This window comes from Reyranella sp., assembly GCF_036558665.1.
GTDB lineage: Bacteria > Pseudomonadota > Alphaproteobacteria > Reyranellales > Reyranellaceae > Reyranella.
Map to the genome: position 1 here is coordinate 21161 of NZ_DATBFE010000158.1, position 15847 is coordinate 37007.

At 68.5% G+C, this 15847-nt stretch carries 18 protein-coding genes; 13 read left to right on the forward strand and 5 right to left on the reverse strand.

Annotation, left to right across the window (positions count from 1 at the left end):
* Window positions 1-55 precede the first annotated feature (55 nt).
* On the forward strand, window positions 56-943 hold the full coding sequence (locus tag VH499_RS23165) for a DUF1259 domain-containing protein (RefSeq protein ID WP_414709829.1): 888 nt from the start codon (window positions 56-58) through the stop codon (window positions 941-943).
* A 42-nt stretch (window positions 944-985) separates the two neighbouring features.
* Here the strand turns inward: VH499_RS23165 and VH499_RS23170 are convergent, their stop codons facing one another.
* Window positions 986-1579, reverse strand: a complete 594-nt coding sequence (locus VH499_RS23170) for a hypothetical protein (RefSeq protein WP_332055134.1) — start codon at window positions 1577-1579, stop codon at window positions 986-988.
* A gap of 245 nt (window positions 1580-1824) precedes the next feature.
* On the opposite strand from VH499_RS23170, the gene VH499_RS23175 reads away from it, so the two are divergent.
* Window positions 1825-2796 (forward strand): ABC transporter substrate-binding protein, encoded by a 972-nt coding sequence (locus tag VH499_RS23175; RefSeq protein ID WP_332055135.1) that lies wholly within the window; start codon window positions 1825-1827, stop codon window positions 2794-2796.
* 18 nt (window positions 2797-2814) lie between these two features.
* On the opposite strand, the gene VH499_RS23180 is transcribed toward VH499_RS23175, so the two are convergent.
* From VH499_RS23180 to hpaH, 4 genes are all read right to left on the reverse strand, one after another.
* The gene (locus VH499_RS23180) at window positions 2815-3030 is read right to left on the reverse strand and encodes a hypothetical protein (RefSeq protein ID WP_332055136.1); all 216 of its coding nucleotides are present in this window, start codon (window positions 3028-3030) and stop codon (window positions 2815-2817) included.
* A 72-nt stretch (window positions 3031-3102) separates the two neighbouring features.
* Entirely contained in the window at window positions 3103-3294 is a 192-nt protein-coding gene (locus tag VH499_RS23185; protein WP_332055137.1) for a hypothetical protein, read from the reverse strand.
* Window positions 3295-3442: 148 nt separating this feature from the next.
* A complete protein-coding gene (locus VH499_RS23190) occupies window positions 3443-4678 on the reverse strand; it encodes an acyl-CoA dehydrogenase (protein WP_332055138.1) in 1236 nt (411 codons plus the stop codon).
* Between the two features lie 70 nt (window positions 4679-4748).
* Window positions 4749-5552 (reverse strand): 2-oxo-hept-4-ene-1,7-dioate hydratase, encoded by an 804-nt coding sequence (hpaH, locus tag VH499_RS23195; protein ID WP_332055139.1) that lies wholly within the window; start codon window positions 5550-5552, stop codon window positions 4749-4751.
* Window positions 5553-5687: 135 nt separating this feature from the next.
* On the opposite strand from hpaH, the gene VH499_RS23200 reads away from it, so the two are divergent.
* The 11 genes from VH499_RS23200 to VH499_RS23250 all read left to right on the forward strand — a co-directional run.
* The gene (locus VH499_RS23200) at window positions 5688-7127 is read left to right on the forward strand and encodes a 4-hydroxyphenylacetate 3-hydroxylase N-terminal domain-containing protein (RefSeq protein WP_332055140.1); all 1440 of its coding nucleotides are present in this window, start codon (window positions 5688-5690) and stop codon (window positions 7125-7127) included.
* A gap of 239 nt (window positions 7128-7366) precedes the next feature.
* A complete protein-coding gene (locus VH499_RS23205; RefSeq protein WP_332055141.1) occupies window positions 7367-9406 on the forward strand; it encodes a portal protein in 2040 nt (679 codons plus the stop codon).
* Window positions 9403-9660: a hypothetical protein gene (locus tag VH499_RS23210; RefSeq protein WP_332055142.1), complete on the forward strand. Its 258-nt coding sequence runs from the start codon at window positions 9403-9405 to the stop codon at window positions 9658-9660. Before VH499_RS23205 ends, VH499_RS23210 begins: the two co-directional genes overlap by 4 nt.
* Entirely contained in the window at window positions 9632-10636 is a 1005-nt protein-coding gene (locus VH499_RS23215; protein ID WP_332055143.1) for a hypothetical protein, read from the forward strand. Before VH499_RS23210 ends, VH499_RS23215 begins: the two co-directional genes overlap by 29 nt.
* A 27-nt stretch (window positions 10637-10663) precedes the next feature.
* The gene (locus VH499_RS23220; RefSeq protein ID WP_332055144.1) at window positions 10664-11617 is read left to right on the forward strand and encodes a DUF5309 domain-containing protein; all 954 of its coding nucleotides are present in this window, start codon (window positions 10664-10666) and stop codon (window positions 11615-11617) included.
* Between the two features lie 59 nt (window positions 11618-11676).
* Window positions 11677-11907 carry a hypothetical protein gene (locus tag VH499_RS23225; RefSeq protein ID WP_332055145.1) on the forward strand — a complete coding sequence of 77 codons (231 nt, stop codon included), beginning with the start codon at window positions 11677-11679 and terminating at the stop codon, window positions 11905-11907.
* A 1-nt stretch (window position 11908) separates the two neighbouring features.
* Window positions 11909-12244, forward strand: a complete 336-nt coding sequence (locus VH499_RS23230; protein WP_332055146.1) for a hypothetical protein — start codon at window positions 11909-11911, stop codon at window positions 12242-12244.
* Between the two features lie 201 nt (window positions 12245-12445).
* Window positions 12446-13129, forward strand: a complete 684-nt coding sequence (locus VH499_RS23235; RefSeq protein ID WP_332055147.1) for a phage adaptor protein — start codon at window positions 12446-12448, stop codon at window positions 13127-13129.
* Complete coding sequence (locus tag VH499_RS23240; RefSeq protein WP_332055148.1) at window positions 13129-14589, forward strand: hypothetical protein; 1461 nt, start codon at window positions 13129-13131, stop codon at window positions 14587-14589. The genes VH499_RS23235 and VH499_RS23240 overlap by 1 nt, the downstream gene beginning before the upstream one ends.
* Window positions 14586-15539: a hypothetical protein gene (locus VH499_RS23245; protein ID WP_332055149.1), complete on the forward strand. Its 954-nt coding sequence runs from the start codon at window positions 14586-14588 to the stop codon at window positions 15537-15539. The genes VH499_RS23240 and VH499_RS23245 overlap by 4 nt, the downstream gene beginning before the upstream one ends.
* On the forward strand, window positions 15536-15847 hold a 312-nt coding region (locus VH499_RS23250), incomplete at its 3' end, for a hypothetical protein (protein ID WP_332055150.1). The genes VH499_RS23245 and VH499_RS23250, both read left to right, overlap by 4 nt.

Consider the following 15847-nt stretch of genomic DNA (forward strand, 5'->3'; position numbering starts at 1 on the left):
CGAAACATGGAAGGACGACTGCGGGGGCAAACGGAACAGGACAAGGAGGATCGCCATGCATGCGATGATCCGTCTGATCACGCCTCTGGTTACCGCTGCAGCATTGACGGGCCCAGCGTTCGCGGCCAATCCGGACTGGAACCAGGTCGGACAGGCCCTCGGCAAGAGCGGCAAGGTGCAAACCGGGGGCGTCTACCGTGTCGGCTTCCCGCGTACCGACCTGAAGGTATCGCTCGATGGTGTCGCGCTCCGGACCGGGTTTGCCTTCGGCGGCTGGGTCGCCTTCTTGCCGATGGGTGGGCAGGCGATGGTCATGGGCGATCTCGTCCTGACGCAGGAAGAGATCAATCCGGTGATGCGCAAGCTCGAAGAAGGCGGCATCGAGATCACGGCCGTACACAACCATTTGCTGCGCGCGCAGCCGATGACGCTCTACATGCACATCGGCGGGCACGGCGACCCCGTGAAGCTTGCGAGCGCGATCCATGCCGGTCTGGCGCTGAGCAAGACGCCATTCTCGTCGCCCGCGACCGCGTCCGCGCCGGCGGATATCGACATGATCGGTATTGACAAGATCATGGGCTACAAGGGCCAGGACAGCGGCGGCATCTATCAGTTCGGCATCGCGCGCGCCAAGCCCATTACCGAGGAGGGCATGGCTCTTCCGGGCCCGATGGGCGCGGCGATCGGCATCAATTTCCAGCCGACGGGCGGCGATACGGCGGCGATCACCGGCGACTTCGTCTTGCTGGCCAGCGAGGTCAATCCGGTGATCCGGGCGCTGCAGTCGAGCGGCATCGAAGTCACCGCACTACACAGCCACATGCTGGACGAGCAGCCGCGCGTCTTCTTCATGCATTTCTGGGCCAACGACAATGCGCTCAAGCTTGCCACGGGCTTGCGCACCGCGCTCGACAAGGTCGACGTCAAGAAGCCGGAATAGGGACGACTCCGGGCGGCGTTGCTCGTCCCCCACCCGCGCCCGTCACGGCGAGTCCACGTGGCAGTGGACGGAGTCGACGAAGGTCTGGCTGCGCGGGCCGAGGATGGCGAAGCCGACGCGCTCGCCGCCGGCGGTCGGCGGCAGCAGGCCGCGCGTGCGCTCGACGGCGCGGCCGCCATTGTTGAACTCGCAGGCGACGACCGGCGAGAAGGTGCTGGCCGAATTGTTGTCGAGATAGAGGATCGCCCGCCAGCGGCGGCCCGGCGTCACGTGCAGCGTCATATTGTCGATCTGGACCAGCGGCACGGTCGGGCCCGCCGTGATCGGCACGGCGCCGACATGATGGGTCGGGACGGTCTGATCGACCACGCCCCGCGCGACGGTTTGCTGCGAGCGCGGATCGAAGGCGGCGTCGTTGGGTCCGATTGGCTTGCCGTCCTCGCCGACATTGGCCGGCGTCCAGACCTGGCCCGTCCTGGGATCGCGAAAGGCGGGCGTGTCCGGCATCGGCTGCGGCGTCGCGTTGATCTGCGCTCGCGGCGCCTGGGCGAAGGCGACTTCGCCGGTGCCAGGTGCGGCGAGCGCGGCGAGGCCGACGACGGACGCTGCGATCAAGGGTCGTGGACGGTCGATCATGGCGTTCTCCCCTGGACATTATTCTTGGCCGGGCAAAAAGGCCATGGCAACGGCCTTCCGTCGCCGGTTCCGCTCGGACTTCTAGCCAAGCCGCATCAGCGCAACCGGCGCCGCGCGTTCCGATGACGGCACGTCGCGCCGGTGCTACGGTGCATGGCGGCAGGGTTTGGGGAAACGGGACGCCGCGAGTTCATTGCCACGCCAAGCTGCGCGGTGCTTTTCGCCTTCGCCGACGAGGTGATCGAATGAGGCGGCGCGCCTTCATCGCGGCGGGAGCGACCGCGATCCCGCTCGGAGCCTGGGGCCAGCAGCCGGGAGCACGGCCCACCATCGGATATCTGGGCGCGAACTCGGCCGCGGCTCAGGCCCGGTGGACGACCGCCTTCGTCGAGCGGCTGCGTGAACTCGGCTGGGTCGAGGGCCGCAATATCGCCATCGAGTACCGCTGGTCAGACGGGCGTCGCGAGCGTTACAGCGAGATCGCGTCGGAATTCGTCGCCCTCAAAGTGAGCGTTATCGTGGCGGCGGGAAACGAAGCCAGCAGCGTGGCGAAACGGGCGACATCGACCATCCCCGTCGTATTCCCGGTCGCGGGCGACCCTGTGGGTACCGGGCTCGTTGCAAGCCTCGCTCGACCGGGCGGCAACTTGACCGGCTTGTCGATCCAGCAGACCGACCTTGCGAGCAAGCGCGTCGAGCTCATACGCGAAGTCATTCCCGGGTGTCGCCGCATCGCCATCATGGGAAATGTCGGCAGCCCGAATTCGGTGAAGGATATGGCCGCCGTCGAATCGACGATCCGGGCGCTCGGACTCGAGGTCTCGATATTCGGCATCCGGGGCGCCGATGACATCGCTCCTGCGTTCGGATCGCTCAAAGGCCGCGCCGATGCGCTCTATGTAAGTGGTGATCCGCTCGTGAACACCAATCGAGACTACATCAACAGCCTGGCGTTGGCCGCCCAGATGCCGACGGTGTACGGCTTTCGCGAGCTCGTCGAAGCCGGCGGGTTGATGTCGTATGGCCCGAACTTCCCGGACCTGTTTCGCCGTTCCGCCGATATTGTCGACAGAATACTGCGAGGCGCGAAGCCCGCTGAAATTCCGATCGAACAGCCCACCAAGTTTGAACTGGTCGTCAACCTCAAGACCGCCAAAGCGCTCCGGCTCACCGTCGACCCCTCGATCCTCGCCCGCGCCGACGACGTGATCGAGTAGTGAAGGCGCCGCGAGGTTTCAGCCACCGGACTCGCGCGGCGCGACCAGCGATGTCGCCGCCGGCCGGGCGGGGCCGGCCCAGGCGTCGGGCGGGATGTTCAGCCCATTCGGTGCGGGACGCTCGCCCGGAAGCTGGATGGTGCCCTGCTCGGCCTGTTGCTGTCCGGTCGGGCTGCAGGCAGCGGCCGCGAGAAGAGCGAGCGAGGCGAGAAGAGCAAGAAGTGACGACGTCATGGCACGGTTTCCCCAACTGCCGGACTCAACTGCGGTGTGCGGACCGGGTTCCGTGCCTTGCGTATCCCGCCGTCAGGACTCGCGATGCGGACGGTCGGAACAGGCGTCGCGCTCGAGGTCCTTGGCCTTGTGCTCCAGGTCCTCGGCGTAGCGCAGCAGGCGGGACCGATCCGCTTCCTGTGTCAGGGTGCGCGCGAGCCGCTTCGCTCGACTTGCTTCGCCGCGGCTGGCTTGCGCCTTCTGTAAGAGTTCGGCTTTGGACATTTGCGGAACCGCCGGTACTACCTTGTACAAAGTCAGGCGAACCCGAACGGTTGCCGCCAAATCGCCCGCGACACCTTATATATATGCAGCGCGGGCCGGCTCCCCGACTCCAAGGACAAACGCACAAGGTCTGCAAAGGGTTCCGGCGTCACAGATCGACGTCGCCCGAGAACAGACGGTGGGCGATCGTGCGGCGCAGGATCTCGTTGGTGCCGTCTGCGATGTTCACCGCGCGCAGGTCGTGCCAGGCGTGGGTGAGGTGCAGCTCGTTGGTGAGGCCGATGGCGCCGTGCGCCTGCATGGCCCGGTCGACGGCGCGCAGGCCGATCTCGACCGCATAGGCCTTGGTCATCGAGAGCTCCTTGATGGCCGGCTCGCCGCGGTCGAGAAGCTGCGCCACGTTGAGCCCCATCAGGTGCGCGGCGTGCAGCTCCATTGCCGACTCGGCGAGCGGGAAGCTCACGCCCTGATAGTCCGCGATCTTGCGGCCGAACGCCTCGCGCTGTTTGGCGTAGTCGAGCGCCTTCTCGAGCGCCCAGCGGCCGAGGCCCACGGCGCGCGCGGTGTTGTAGACGCGGCCCAGCGAGACGCCCAGCAGGCCGATCCTGAAGCCGTCGTGCAGCGTGCCGACGAGCTGGTCGGGCTCGACACGCACGCCGTCGAACACGAGCTGGCCCTCGTTGCCGCCGGCATGGCCGAACATGCGGATCACGCTCTCGACCTCGAAGCCCTGGGCTTTGGTCGAAACCAGGAAGGCGCTGATGCCGCCCTTCTTGGCGCGCGCCCGCTCGGGATCGGTGATGGCGAAGGCGATCACCCAGTCGGCCTGCGGCGCGTTCGTGGTCCAGATCTTGCGCCCGTGCAGGCGCCAGCCGTTGCCGTCGGGCACCGCCCGCGTCCTGATCATCGCCGCGTCCGAGCCGGCGCCGGGCTCGGAGAGGCCGAAGCACATCGAGGTGCGGCCGGCCATCATGTCGGCGAGGATGGTCTCGCGCGCCTGCGGCGTCACCTCGCGCAGCACGATGCTGGGGCCGAACGCCCAGTGGCTGACGACGTAGGCGCCGAGCCAGTGCTGCATGCCGCACTGGCGGTAGATCTGCTCCCAGGCGACGAAATAGGCGAGCAGCCCCAGGTCGCCGCCGCCGAGTCCGGCCGGCACGCACATGGTGTAGAAGCCGGCGCTCGCCGCGGCCATGCGCACCTCGCGCATCAGCGCCACGACCTCGGGCGCGTAGCGACCGTCCTTCGCATGCAGGCGATGCGGATCGGAAAGCAGATCGTGGTGCTTCTCGTGCCGCGGCACTACCTCGGCGCGGATGAAGGCCGCGATGCCCTCGCGCACCGCCACGATCTCCTCCGGCACCTCGAACGCGATGGCGGTCATGGCTGTCTTCCGGACCGCGGGCTTCCAGCCCGCTCATGAGCGAGCCGGAGGCTCGCGGTCCGACGAGTGCTCATGCGAACCGCGCCGAGATCGAGCCGAGCGGGCCGTAGTCGACGTGGAAGGTGTCGCCCGCGCGCGCCTCGACGACGCTGGTGAAGGAGCCGCCGAGCACGAACTCGCCGGGCTCCAGCGCGGTGCCGAACGGTGCGAGCTTGTTGGCGAGCCAGGCGACGCCGTTCGCCGGATGGTTCAGCACGGCGGCGGCCACACCCGATTCCTCGATGACGTTGTTGCGATGGCAGAGCACGCCCACCCAGCGCAGGTCGACGTCCATCGGCCGGATCGGCCGGCCGCCGATGATGAGCGCCGCGTTGCCGGCATTGTCGGCGATGCTGTCCAGCACCGAGCGCGGCTTGTTGGTGTCCGGATCGATGCGGTGCGTGCGGCCGTCGACGATCTCGGCCGCCGGCACGATGTAGTCGGTGGCGCTCAGCACGTCGAAGATGGTGCAGTTGGGGCCCTTCAGCCGCTTGCCGATCACGAAGCCCAGCTCGCACTCGAGCCGCGGCTGGATGAAGCGGTCGACCGGGATCTCGGCTCCGGTGGCGTAGAACATGTCCTCCATCAGGGCGCCGTAGTCGGGCTCGGTGATGTTGGCCTGGCGCTGCATGGCGCGCGAGGTGAGGCCGATCTTGCGACCCTTCACCGGATTGCCGCGCGCCACCTTGAGCTCGACCCAGCGCCGCTGCACGGCATAGGCGTCCTCGGTCGTGAAGCCCGCGTACTGCACCGACGGCGGCCGGATTCGTGCGCGGCTCTTCTCCGCCGCATCGAGTGCGCGGGCGATGGTGTCGACGGTCGCTGAATCGAGCATGCCGGTTCCCCCTTGTGCCATGCGAAGGTGGAAGTCCCCATGCGGGTTCGTCAAGCGGTTCGACGCGCTTGAGCGTCGCTTGCGGCGGGAACAGAGTTGCGGTTCGCTGAAGCACGACCGGCGACAGGAGTGACCATGGGCCTCAAGACACCGCGGCAATATATCGAGAGCCTGCGCGACGGCCGCGTCACCTATTGGGACGGCGAGCGTATCGACGACATCACGCGGCATCCGCGCTTCAAGGTGCCGATCGCATTGACGGCGGTCGACTACGACTACGATGCGTCGGACCACGGGGCACTGAGACGCTATCGCACGGAGAACGGCGATGAAGCGCACCGCATCTACCAGGTCCCGCGCAGCGGGGAGGACCTGGCAAGACGCATCGAGCTCCTGCAGCACACCTCGATCGGCACGGCGGTGACCGGTGTCTATATGGCGCTGATGAGCGTCAAGGACGACGTGGCCCAGGTGAACCCGCAGTGCGCCGACAACATCGAGCGCATGTACCGCTACTGCCGCGACAACGACCTGCGCGCGGCCGAGGTCATCACCGATCCGAAAGGCGACCGCAAGCGCCGCGCGCACGAGCAGGACGATCCCGATCTCTATGTCCGCATCGTCGACCGCAACAAGGACGGTATCGTGGTGCGCGGCGCCAAGCTCCACATCACCGCGGCGTCGCTGGTGCACGAACTGGTCGTGATGCCGACCAAGGGGATGCGGCAGGACGAGAAGGACTATGCCGTGTCGTTCTCCATTCCGGTGAACACCAGGGGCGTGAGCATCATCAACCGAAGCTTCGCGCCGGCCGAACTGAACGCCTTCGACTATCCGGCGAGCGCGCATCACAGCATGCCCGAGGGCTTCGTCGTGTTCGACGACGTGTTCGTGCCATGGGATCGCGTGTTCCTGGCGGGCGAGGTGCAGCTTGCGAGCCGGCTCGCGCAGTCGCTCGGCCTGTGGGAGCGCACCGGCGGGCTGATCGAGGCGGTGCGGATGTCCGAGCTGTTCGTCGGGCTGGCGCAGCTCGTTTCCGAACATCAGGGCAAGGACAGGGATCCGACGGTCATGAACTCGATCGCCGAACTCATCACCTATGCCGAGATGCTGCGCATGAGCCTCGACTACGCCTGCCGGCACTTCGAGACCACGCCTTCCGGCATGGTCCATCCCGACGTCCTCGCGATCAACACGGCCAAGTACTACTATGCCGCCAACTATCACCAGATCGTCCGCTATCTCCACGACGTGAGCGGCGGGCTGGTGCTCACCCTGCCGCTCGAGTCGGATCTCCGGAACGAGGCGTCGGGCAAATACATCCGCAAGTACCTGCACACCAGGAGCGACGTCGATATCGAGACCCGCATGCGGGTGTACAATCTCATTCGCGACCTCACCGCCGACGCCTATGGCGGCTGGCAGTTCGTGGTGGCGTTGCAGGCGGGCGGCGGACTGGCCGCGCAGCGCATCATGATGAACCGCACCTACGATCTCGCGCGCGCCAGGGCGCGGGCGCTGCAGGCCGCCGGTGTGACGACGTCCGGGTCGCCGAAGCGTCAGGCCGCCGAGTAGCGTCCACCGCGGGCGGCGGTGCGCTCGCAGTCGATGCGGGCGCTGGTCGAGCGCGTTTCATGCCGGAGCCCATGAGCGAGCGGGACGCTCGCGGTCCCAAAGACGTGTCTTCTTCCGGACCGCAAGCCTCCGGGTCGCTCGTCCGGCACGGAGAGCAGGAGCGCTTCGATCAAAAATTGACTTGACGGCGCACTTCCCAACTTCCGCATTTGGGGGGCCATGGCGAAGAGGACTCGCTGATGGCGGAAGACGACAAGCGGGACGGGCGCGAGGAGAGGCTGAAGGCGGTGCTGTTCCGCGAGGAGCAGCAGGCGCGGCAGCGGCAGGAGGGCGCCGAGGCGGCACGCGAGGCCTCGCTCGCCTTCTACGATCGTGCACCGACGGGCGACGAGGTCGAAGGCCAGTCGCGGATCGTCACCAGCGAATATGCCGATACGGTCGAGAGCATCATGCCGGCGCTGATGCGCGTCTTCGCCTCGGGCGAGGACATCGTGCAGTTCACGCCCGACAATCCCGGCGACGAACAGGCCGCGCGCGAGGCGTCGGATTATATCCCCCATCTCTTCATGCGCGAGAACGAGGGCTTCACCTGGCTCTACCGCTTCCTGAAGGACGCGCTGATGTACCGGCTGGCCTGGGGCGCGGTCGATCTCGAGGATGTCGAGGAGGTGAAGCGCACGACCGTCAGGGCGCTGCCCGCCGATGCCTGGGCCCTCATGCAGGCCGAGATCATGCAGCGCGCCCTCGCGGCCAAGGCCGAGGTCGCCTTCGAGGTCGAGCAGGACGCCGCGACCGAGGATGAGGAAGAGCCGGCCTATAGCGGCACGATCACGATCCGCCGCCGGGTGAAGAAGGTGCGCGTCGACAATATCGCGGCCGAGGACGGCCTCGTCTCGTCCACGGTCCGGCACATCGACGAGGCGAGCTTCGTCGGCTACCGCAAGGAGGTCACCGCCTCCGAGCTGCGCCTGATGGGCCTCGACCCGCAGACGATCGACGACCTCTCCTCCGACGATTTCGACGCGGCCGCGCCCGCCGGGCGTCCGCGGAACGACAGCGAACGCACGCTCTGGGTGGTGGTCGCCTTCGTGCGCTTCGACTGGGACGGCGACGGCATCTCCGAGATGCGCCGCGTCGTCTACGCGCACGCCGGCGGCCAGGTCTCGGCACTGCTCGAGAACGAGGAATGGACCGACGGCATGGCGCCGATCGTGCCCGGCTCGCCGATCCTGATGAGCCACAGCATCGAGGGCCGCTCGCTGTTCGACCAGGTGAGGGACATCCAGGAAATCGGCACCGCCGTGGCGCGCGGCATGCTCGACAACATGTATCTCGTGAACCGGCCGCGCCCCGCCATCTCGGACGCGGTCGATCTCGCGAGCCTGATCGACTGGACGCCCGGCATGCCGATCCGCATGCGCCAGGGCCAGAAGCCGACCGCTGACAATCTGGCCTGGGTGACGGTGCCGTCGCAGATGAACCAGGCGTTGGCCGTGCTGCAATGGAAGGACGAGATCCAGCAGAAGCGCACGGGCGTCACGCCCAACAATCAGGGCGTGCCCGACGAGGCGATGAACCCGACGGCGACCGGAGCGGCGATCGTCACCTCGGCCGCCGACGCGCGCATCGAGCTGATCGCGCGCACCCTGGCCGAGACCTCGATCAAGCGGCTGTTCCGGCTGCTCTATCGTGCGGTGAAGCGCGCCGCGTCGGGCGAGATCCGCTACTGGAGGGGTGCACCCGGCGCCGATGAGACCGGCAGTGCCGCCTCGTGGGCGAGCTGCGATCCGAGCAAATGGCCGGACGATATGAGCCTGCAGGTCGATGTCGGCCTTGGCACCGGCAACAAGCATCAGCAACTCCAGAACCTGGCGCTGATCGCGCAGGGCCAGAAGGAACTGCTGGGCGCACCGGGCGGGCCACTGGCTGTGACGCTGGAACAGTGCGCCAACACCTTTCGCAAGATGGTGCAGGCGGCGGGCTTCAAGAACACCGCGCAATTCGTGAACGGCCCGCAGCAGATCGCGATCGCGCAGCGCCAGGCGATGGCAACGCCGCCGCCGACCGATCCGGCGCTGGCGGCGATACAGATGCAGGCCGGGCTCGATCGCGCGCGCCAGCAATCCGAGGCGGAGCTCGCGCGCCACAAGCTCGCGGCCGAGATCGAGCTCAAGCGCGAGCGGGCGGCGCTCGACATGCAGCTCGCCCGCGAGAAGGCCGCGCTCGATGCCGAGCTCAAGCGGCGTCAGATCCAGGCCGGCCAACAGGTGAGGCCGTGAGCGAGGACCTGGAGCAGAAGCGCCGGCGCGTGCTGCGCGCGCGCGAGGCGATCGAGGGCGCGGGCTGGGCGTTCGACGCCTACGTGAGGAAGCTGACCGGGCAGTGGATCAACGAGGACTGCGAGAACCGGCGCGAGGCGCTTCATCACCGCGTCCGCGCCGCGCTCGAATTGAAGGCCGATCTGGCCGCCATCATCAACCAGGCCGACAACGACGAGGTCCTCCGTGAGCATCGCGAACACCACCGAGACTGAGCCCGACACCATGACCCGTGACGATGCGGCCGAGAGGGGCGAGGAAATCCTCGACCATGCCGGCGAGCGAACGGCGGATGAGGCGGGCGCTTCCGACGGCGAGGCCGACGGGGCCGCAGCCGAACGGGGACCGGACGAGGAAGCGCCCGTGGAGACCGGCGAGCGTTACGACCGCGCGCCCGAATTCTGGTCGGCCGAGCGCAAGGCGCTGTGGGAGCGCATCACCGATCCGGCGGCGCGGGCCGCGATCCACGAGCACGAGAAGGAGCGCATCGCCGCCGCCAACAGGAAGATCGAGGAGGCGGCACTCACGCGCAAGGCGCTGGACGAGCGCGTGCAGCAGTTCGAGCGCGAGCGCAACGAGCTGGCGCAATGGCTGACCGAGGCGGCGCCCCGGCTGGCGCAAGCCTTCCAGGGCCGATGGGGCCAGTACGACTGGCAGAAGCTCGCGGCCGAGAACCCGGCCGAGTTCGTGCGCCTCTCCGCCCAGCGCGACGCGGAGTTCGCGGCGATCCAGCAGGCCGCGCAACGGCACCAGCAGGAATTGCAGGCAGCCCGCGGCCGCGCGGCGCAGGTGCTCGATCGCACGCGGCAGGCCGAGTACGACAAGCTCGCGCGGCTCTACCCCGAGCACTTCGCCGCCGACAAGGCGGAGCAGACCTATGACGAGCTCGGGCGCTATCTCGCCGCGCAGGGCGTGCCACGCGAGCGCATCCAGAACACCTTCGAGAGTTCCATCGTCGGCGTGGCGCTGAAGGCCATGCTCTACGACAAGGCACAGGCGGCCCTCAGGACGCGGAGCGCCTCCGCGTCCGGCGGGTCCGCCGTCACCGCGACGCAGACACCGCGGCGCATCGCCCCGGGACCCGGCAGCTCGCCGGGCCACTCCAGGGGCGAGGCGACACGGCAAGCCGAGCAGCGGCTCCGCACCGGCCAGGCGCTGAGCGACGACGATGTCGCGCGGCTGTTCGGCTGATCGCAACCCCTCCGAGGCTTATTGACCATGACTGCACCGACCAACACCTTCACCACCGGCGCCGCCGTCGGCGTCCGCGAGGATCTGCACGACAAGATCTTCCTGCTCAACAAGGACGAGTTCCCGTTCCAGTCGGCGATCGGCTCGGGCACGGCGAAAAACACCTACAGCGAGTGGCAGACCGATTCGCTCGGCAACGGCTCGGCCGCCAACTTCAACTACGAGGGCGACGACACCGCTGCCGTCGCGGTGACGCCAACCGTACGCGTCGGCAACCGCACGCAGATCCTGAAGAAGTCGTTCACCATCTCGGAGACCGACGAGGCCGTCGACAGCGCCGGCCGCAATTCGGAGATCGGGCTGCAGACCATGAAGCAGGGCCGCCAGATCAGGATGGATCTCGAGACCACGCTGCTCCTGAACCAGGCGTCGGTCGCCGAGACGCCGGGCACGACGCCGCGCAAGATGGGCGGCCTGCTCTCCTGGCTCGCCACCAACGCCTCGCGCGGCAGCGGCGGCAGCTCGGGCGGCTTTTCGAGCGGCAACACCGTCGCCGCCACCAACGGCACGCAGCGCGCCTTCACCGAGGCGCTGCTGAAGGCCGGCATCCAGAGCACCTGGACCAACGGCGGGCGGCCGACGCTGATCATCGTCAATGGCAACGAGAAGCAGGTGGCGTCGGGTTTCACCGGCATCGCCACCCAGTACCAGGAGGCGAAGGGCAAGCTCGCGACCGTGATCGGCGCCGTCGACCGCTATGTCAGCGACTTCGGCACTTTCACCATCGCCGCCGACCGCTACATGAGCACGCGCGACGCCGTGGGCGTCGATCCCGCGATGGCCAAGGTGCTGTGGCTGCGCAAGTTCAAGCGCGTCGAGCTCGCGCGCACCGGCGATGCGCGCAAGTTCCACATCATCGGCGAGGCCACCCTGCAGGTCTCCAACGAGGCCGCGCACTTCGTGATCGCCGACCTGAGCTGACGTCGATCCTGGCGGGGCGGTTCGTCCGCCCCGCCTTTCCTTTCACGACAGGAGAAGCCATGGCCCGCAAAGCCGACCCCGCGACCCGCACGATCTGCCTCACCGTCGATCACGTCCACCTGCCGTCCGATCTTCTCGCCTCCGACTGGCAGACCGCGACCGATACCGCGCGCTATTCCGCCAAGGTCGACGGCAAGCGGGCCAGGTACGAGGTGCATGCGGCGCTCGCCGACTTCCTGATCGACCGCGACCAGGCGATCGAGGTGCCGGCCGAACGGACGGAGGACTGACATGCCTCGGCATTCGGCGATGCTGTTCCTCGATCCCGAGGCGCGCATGGCAAAGCTGTTCCATCGCCTGCACGACGGCGGCTGGGCGCACGAGACGGTGCAGGACGTGCAGCCCATCCTCGACGCCAACCGCGCGGCGCAGACCCATTGCGATCCGCGCAGTGCGAGCCGCGAGCTGCGCCTGGTGGCACGCGTGCCCGCGATCTTCGTCCAGAAGTGGTTCGACGAGGAGGGCATCGACTTCTGGTCGCCCGACCCGGAGATGCAGCGCCGCATCGACGCCAGGCTGAACGACCCCGACTGGCGCTGGCTGCGCACCGACAGCTCAGTGCTGTGATGAGGATCACCGGTACTGATGCCGATTCATCGGAGTGCGGCACTGAAGTGCCGCTCCTTTGGACCGCGGGCTTCCAGCCCGCTCATTCGGCGCATTCACATGTAGCGTGAAAGATGCGCGCGGTCCGCATGACCGTGGGCGCCACCGGGATGGCGCGCTCCTCTGAGGAGGAATCGTGTTGGCAATGAAGAGGGTACACTGATGGCTGTCCAGATCACGACCTATGCCGGCCTGCAGTCTGCGCTCGCGGCATGGCTGGCGCGCGACGGCGATGCGGAGCTTGCCGCGCGCGCCGACGACTTCCTCGCGCTCTGCGAGGCGCGGATGTATTTCGGCAAGCCCGCGCTCGAGGCACTCGGCATTCCCGAGCACGAGGCGGTGCGTATTCCGGAGATGTACCAGTCGAAGGCGGATTTTGCGCTCGCCCAGGGCGTGGCTCAGCCCCAAGGCTTCCTCGAGCTCGTCGAGGCGACGCTGAACGGCACGTCGTGCCCGCCGCAGCCGCTGCAGATCGTCGAGGAAAGCATCATCGACAGCATGAGCCCGTATGCAAGCGCCGCGCCCCGGATGATCGCGGTCTCGGGCACCGGCTTTCGCCTGTGGCCCGATCCCGGCAGCGACGCGTGCACGGCGACCTTGCGCTGGTACGGCATGCTGCCGACACCCTCCGGCGCCAACCCGACGAACTGGATCCTCGCCAACGCACCCGGCGTCTATCTCAACGGCTGCCTGCTCGAGGCGGCGATCTTCACCCAGGATCCGGACGGCGCGAAGTACTACGCCATGCTCTACGCGGCCGACGTGGCCGGCCTGAACGTCCGCCGCCAGCGCGTGCTCGCCTCGGCGCAGAACGTCCGCATGAAGCTTCGCGCGAGGACGCCCTGATGGCCGCGATTCCCTTCGCCGAATGGCGGCCCGACATGCCCGATCTCGGCCAGTGGGCGCGCGAGGCGCTGAACGTGGTGCCGGCCGAGGAGAGCTACACGCCGTTCAACGCGCTCGCGACCGCGACCAATGCGCTCGGTGCGCGCGCCCAGGGCGCCGCCTGGTTCCGCTGTCCCGACGGCACGCAGAAGATGTTCGCGGGCGACGCGACGAAGCTCTATCGCCTCGACGGCTCGACCTGGAACGACGCGAGTCGCACGGCGGGCGGCGCCTATGCGCCGGGCGGCGACGGCACCTGGCGGTTCGAGCAGTTCGGCCCGCTCGCCGTCGCGGTGAACGGCGTCGACGCGCCGCAGAAGTTCGATCTCGCCGCCGGCACCGACTGGACGGCGCTGGGCGGCGCGCCGCCGGTCGGCAGCTTCATCGCCAATGTCGGCGATTTCCTGGTGATGGCCAAGATCGGCGCAGCGCGCCAGCGCGTGCAGTGGTCGGCGATCGACGACTGCGAGAGCTGGGGCAGCGATCCCGCGACGCAGGCCGATTTCAACGACGAGCCCGACGGCGGCGACATCACCGGCCTGGTGGGCGGCGAGTACGGGCTGATCCTCCAGGAAGCCGCGATCCGGCGCATGACCTACGAAGGCTCGCCCGTCGTCTTCCGCATCGACAAGATCGCGAGGGACCTCGGCGCCAGCATTCCCAACAGCGTCGCGGGCGTCGCCGATCTCGCGTTCTTCCTGCACAAGTCGGGCTTCTACATGATCGAGGGCGGCCAGCAGGTGACGCCGATCGGCCGCGGCAAGGTCGACCGCACCTTGTGGCGCGAGTTCGACGAGACCAATGCCTTCCGCGCCTCGGCCGCGATCGATCCGGTGCGCGGCCTCTATATCTTCGCCTATCCCGCCAACGGCAGCGCGGGCACGCCCAATCGGCTCCTGATCTACAACTGGCGCACCGCCCGGTGGTCGCGCGCGCTGCAGGCCTGCGAGCTCGTGTATTCGGGGGTGGCGCAGCAAAGCCGGACGCTGGAACAGCTCGACGCCTTCGGCACGCTGGAGACGCTGCCCTTCTCGCTCGACAGCAGCTACTGGACGGGCGTCACGTCGCTGCTGCTGTTCGGCTTCGACACGGCGCACAGGGCGGGCGCCTTCAACGGCGCGGTGATGCCGGCGACGGTCGAGACGGCGGAACTGTCGCCGGGTGACGGCCGGCGCATGACCTTGCGCGGCTGCCGGCCTTTGATCGACGGCGGCGCGCCCGCGCTGGCGGCCGGCGTGCGCGAGAGCCAGCAGGCGATCGTGAGCTACACGCCCTTTGTCGCCCTGACCGGCGCGGGGCTGGCGCCGCTCCGCCGCAGCGGCCGCTATTTCCGGCTGCGCGCCGTGCTCGCCGCGGGCGCCGCCTGGTCGAACCTGCAGGGCATCGACGATCTCGACTTCCGCGCGGCGGGCCGGCGATGAGCCTGCCGGCGCTGGCGAGAAATGCCGACACGCTCGCCATCACCACGACCGTGAACCGGCTGGTGCGCGCCTTCAACCGGCCCGACAGCCTGCCGACGATCGTCGGCGCCGACACCGGGACCGCGACCGCCTACGCGATCGCGCCCGTGCCGGGCATCGTGCGCTACGAAGTGGGGCAGGAGTTCGTCTTCCAGGCCGGGCACGCCAATTCGGGCCCCGATCCGACTCTGGCGGTGAACGGCCTCGCCGCGGGCACGATCAGGTTCCTCGACGGCACGGCGCTGGCGGCGGGCGACATCCCGTCCGGCGGCTGGGTGCGGGCGATCTGCGCCTCGACCAGCCCGACCTTCGCGATGGTGACCTGCGCGGCGTCGCTCAGGGCGGCGCTGCTGACGGCGCGCGGCGACCTGATCGTGAGGGGCGCGAGCGCGCCGCAGCGGCTGGCGCTCGGCACGGCGGGACAGGCGCTGCTGAGCGACGGCACCGATGCCGTATGGGGCTCGCCGATCCAGAGGGCCTCGATCAGGACCGGCGCGTTCGCGTCAGGCACCACGACGATCCCGCTCGACGACACGATCCCGCAAAGTAGCGAGGGCAACCAGTATCTTTCGCTCGGCCTCACGCCGCGCAGTGCCGCCAGCACCCTGGTCGTGGACGCGACGCTCGTCTGCGCGACCAGTGCGGCGGCCTGGATGGTCGCGGCGATCTTCCGCGACGGCGACGCGAATGCGCTCGGTGCGGCGATGCAATACAACGACACCGCGAGCGGCGGCCGCATCTTCCGCATCACCTGCGAGGCCGAGGCGACGGCAACGACGCCGACCACCTTCAAGCTGCGCGCCGGCGCGGGCAGCAACACGCCGGCGACGTTCTACGTCAACGGCACGGCGGGCGTCCGCTACATGGGCGGCGCGATGCTGTCGGGCATGAGCATCGCGGAGTACGCGTGAGCGGCCAGGCGCGCGCGAGCGCCGGCCCGCTCGCGACCGGCATCCCGGTGGCGCATCTTCCCCTGGTGTGGCGCGATCTCTGGCCGCTGCTCGAGCCGGCCTGGCGGCGATCGCCGGAGCGCGACGATCTGCCGGCGGGCTTGGGGGCGCGTCGCCTGCAGCTCTGGGCGATCTACGACGGGCCTGTTCCGGTCGCCGCGGTGGTGACGCGGCTCAACCGGCACATCGAAACCGGCCGTCTCGACTGCCGCATCTGGCTGGTGGGCGGCCGCGACGTCGCGCGCTGGCTGCCGGACTTCCTGGGCAAG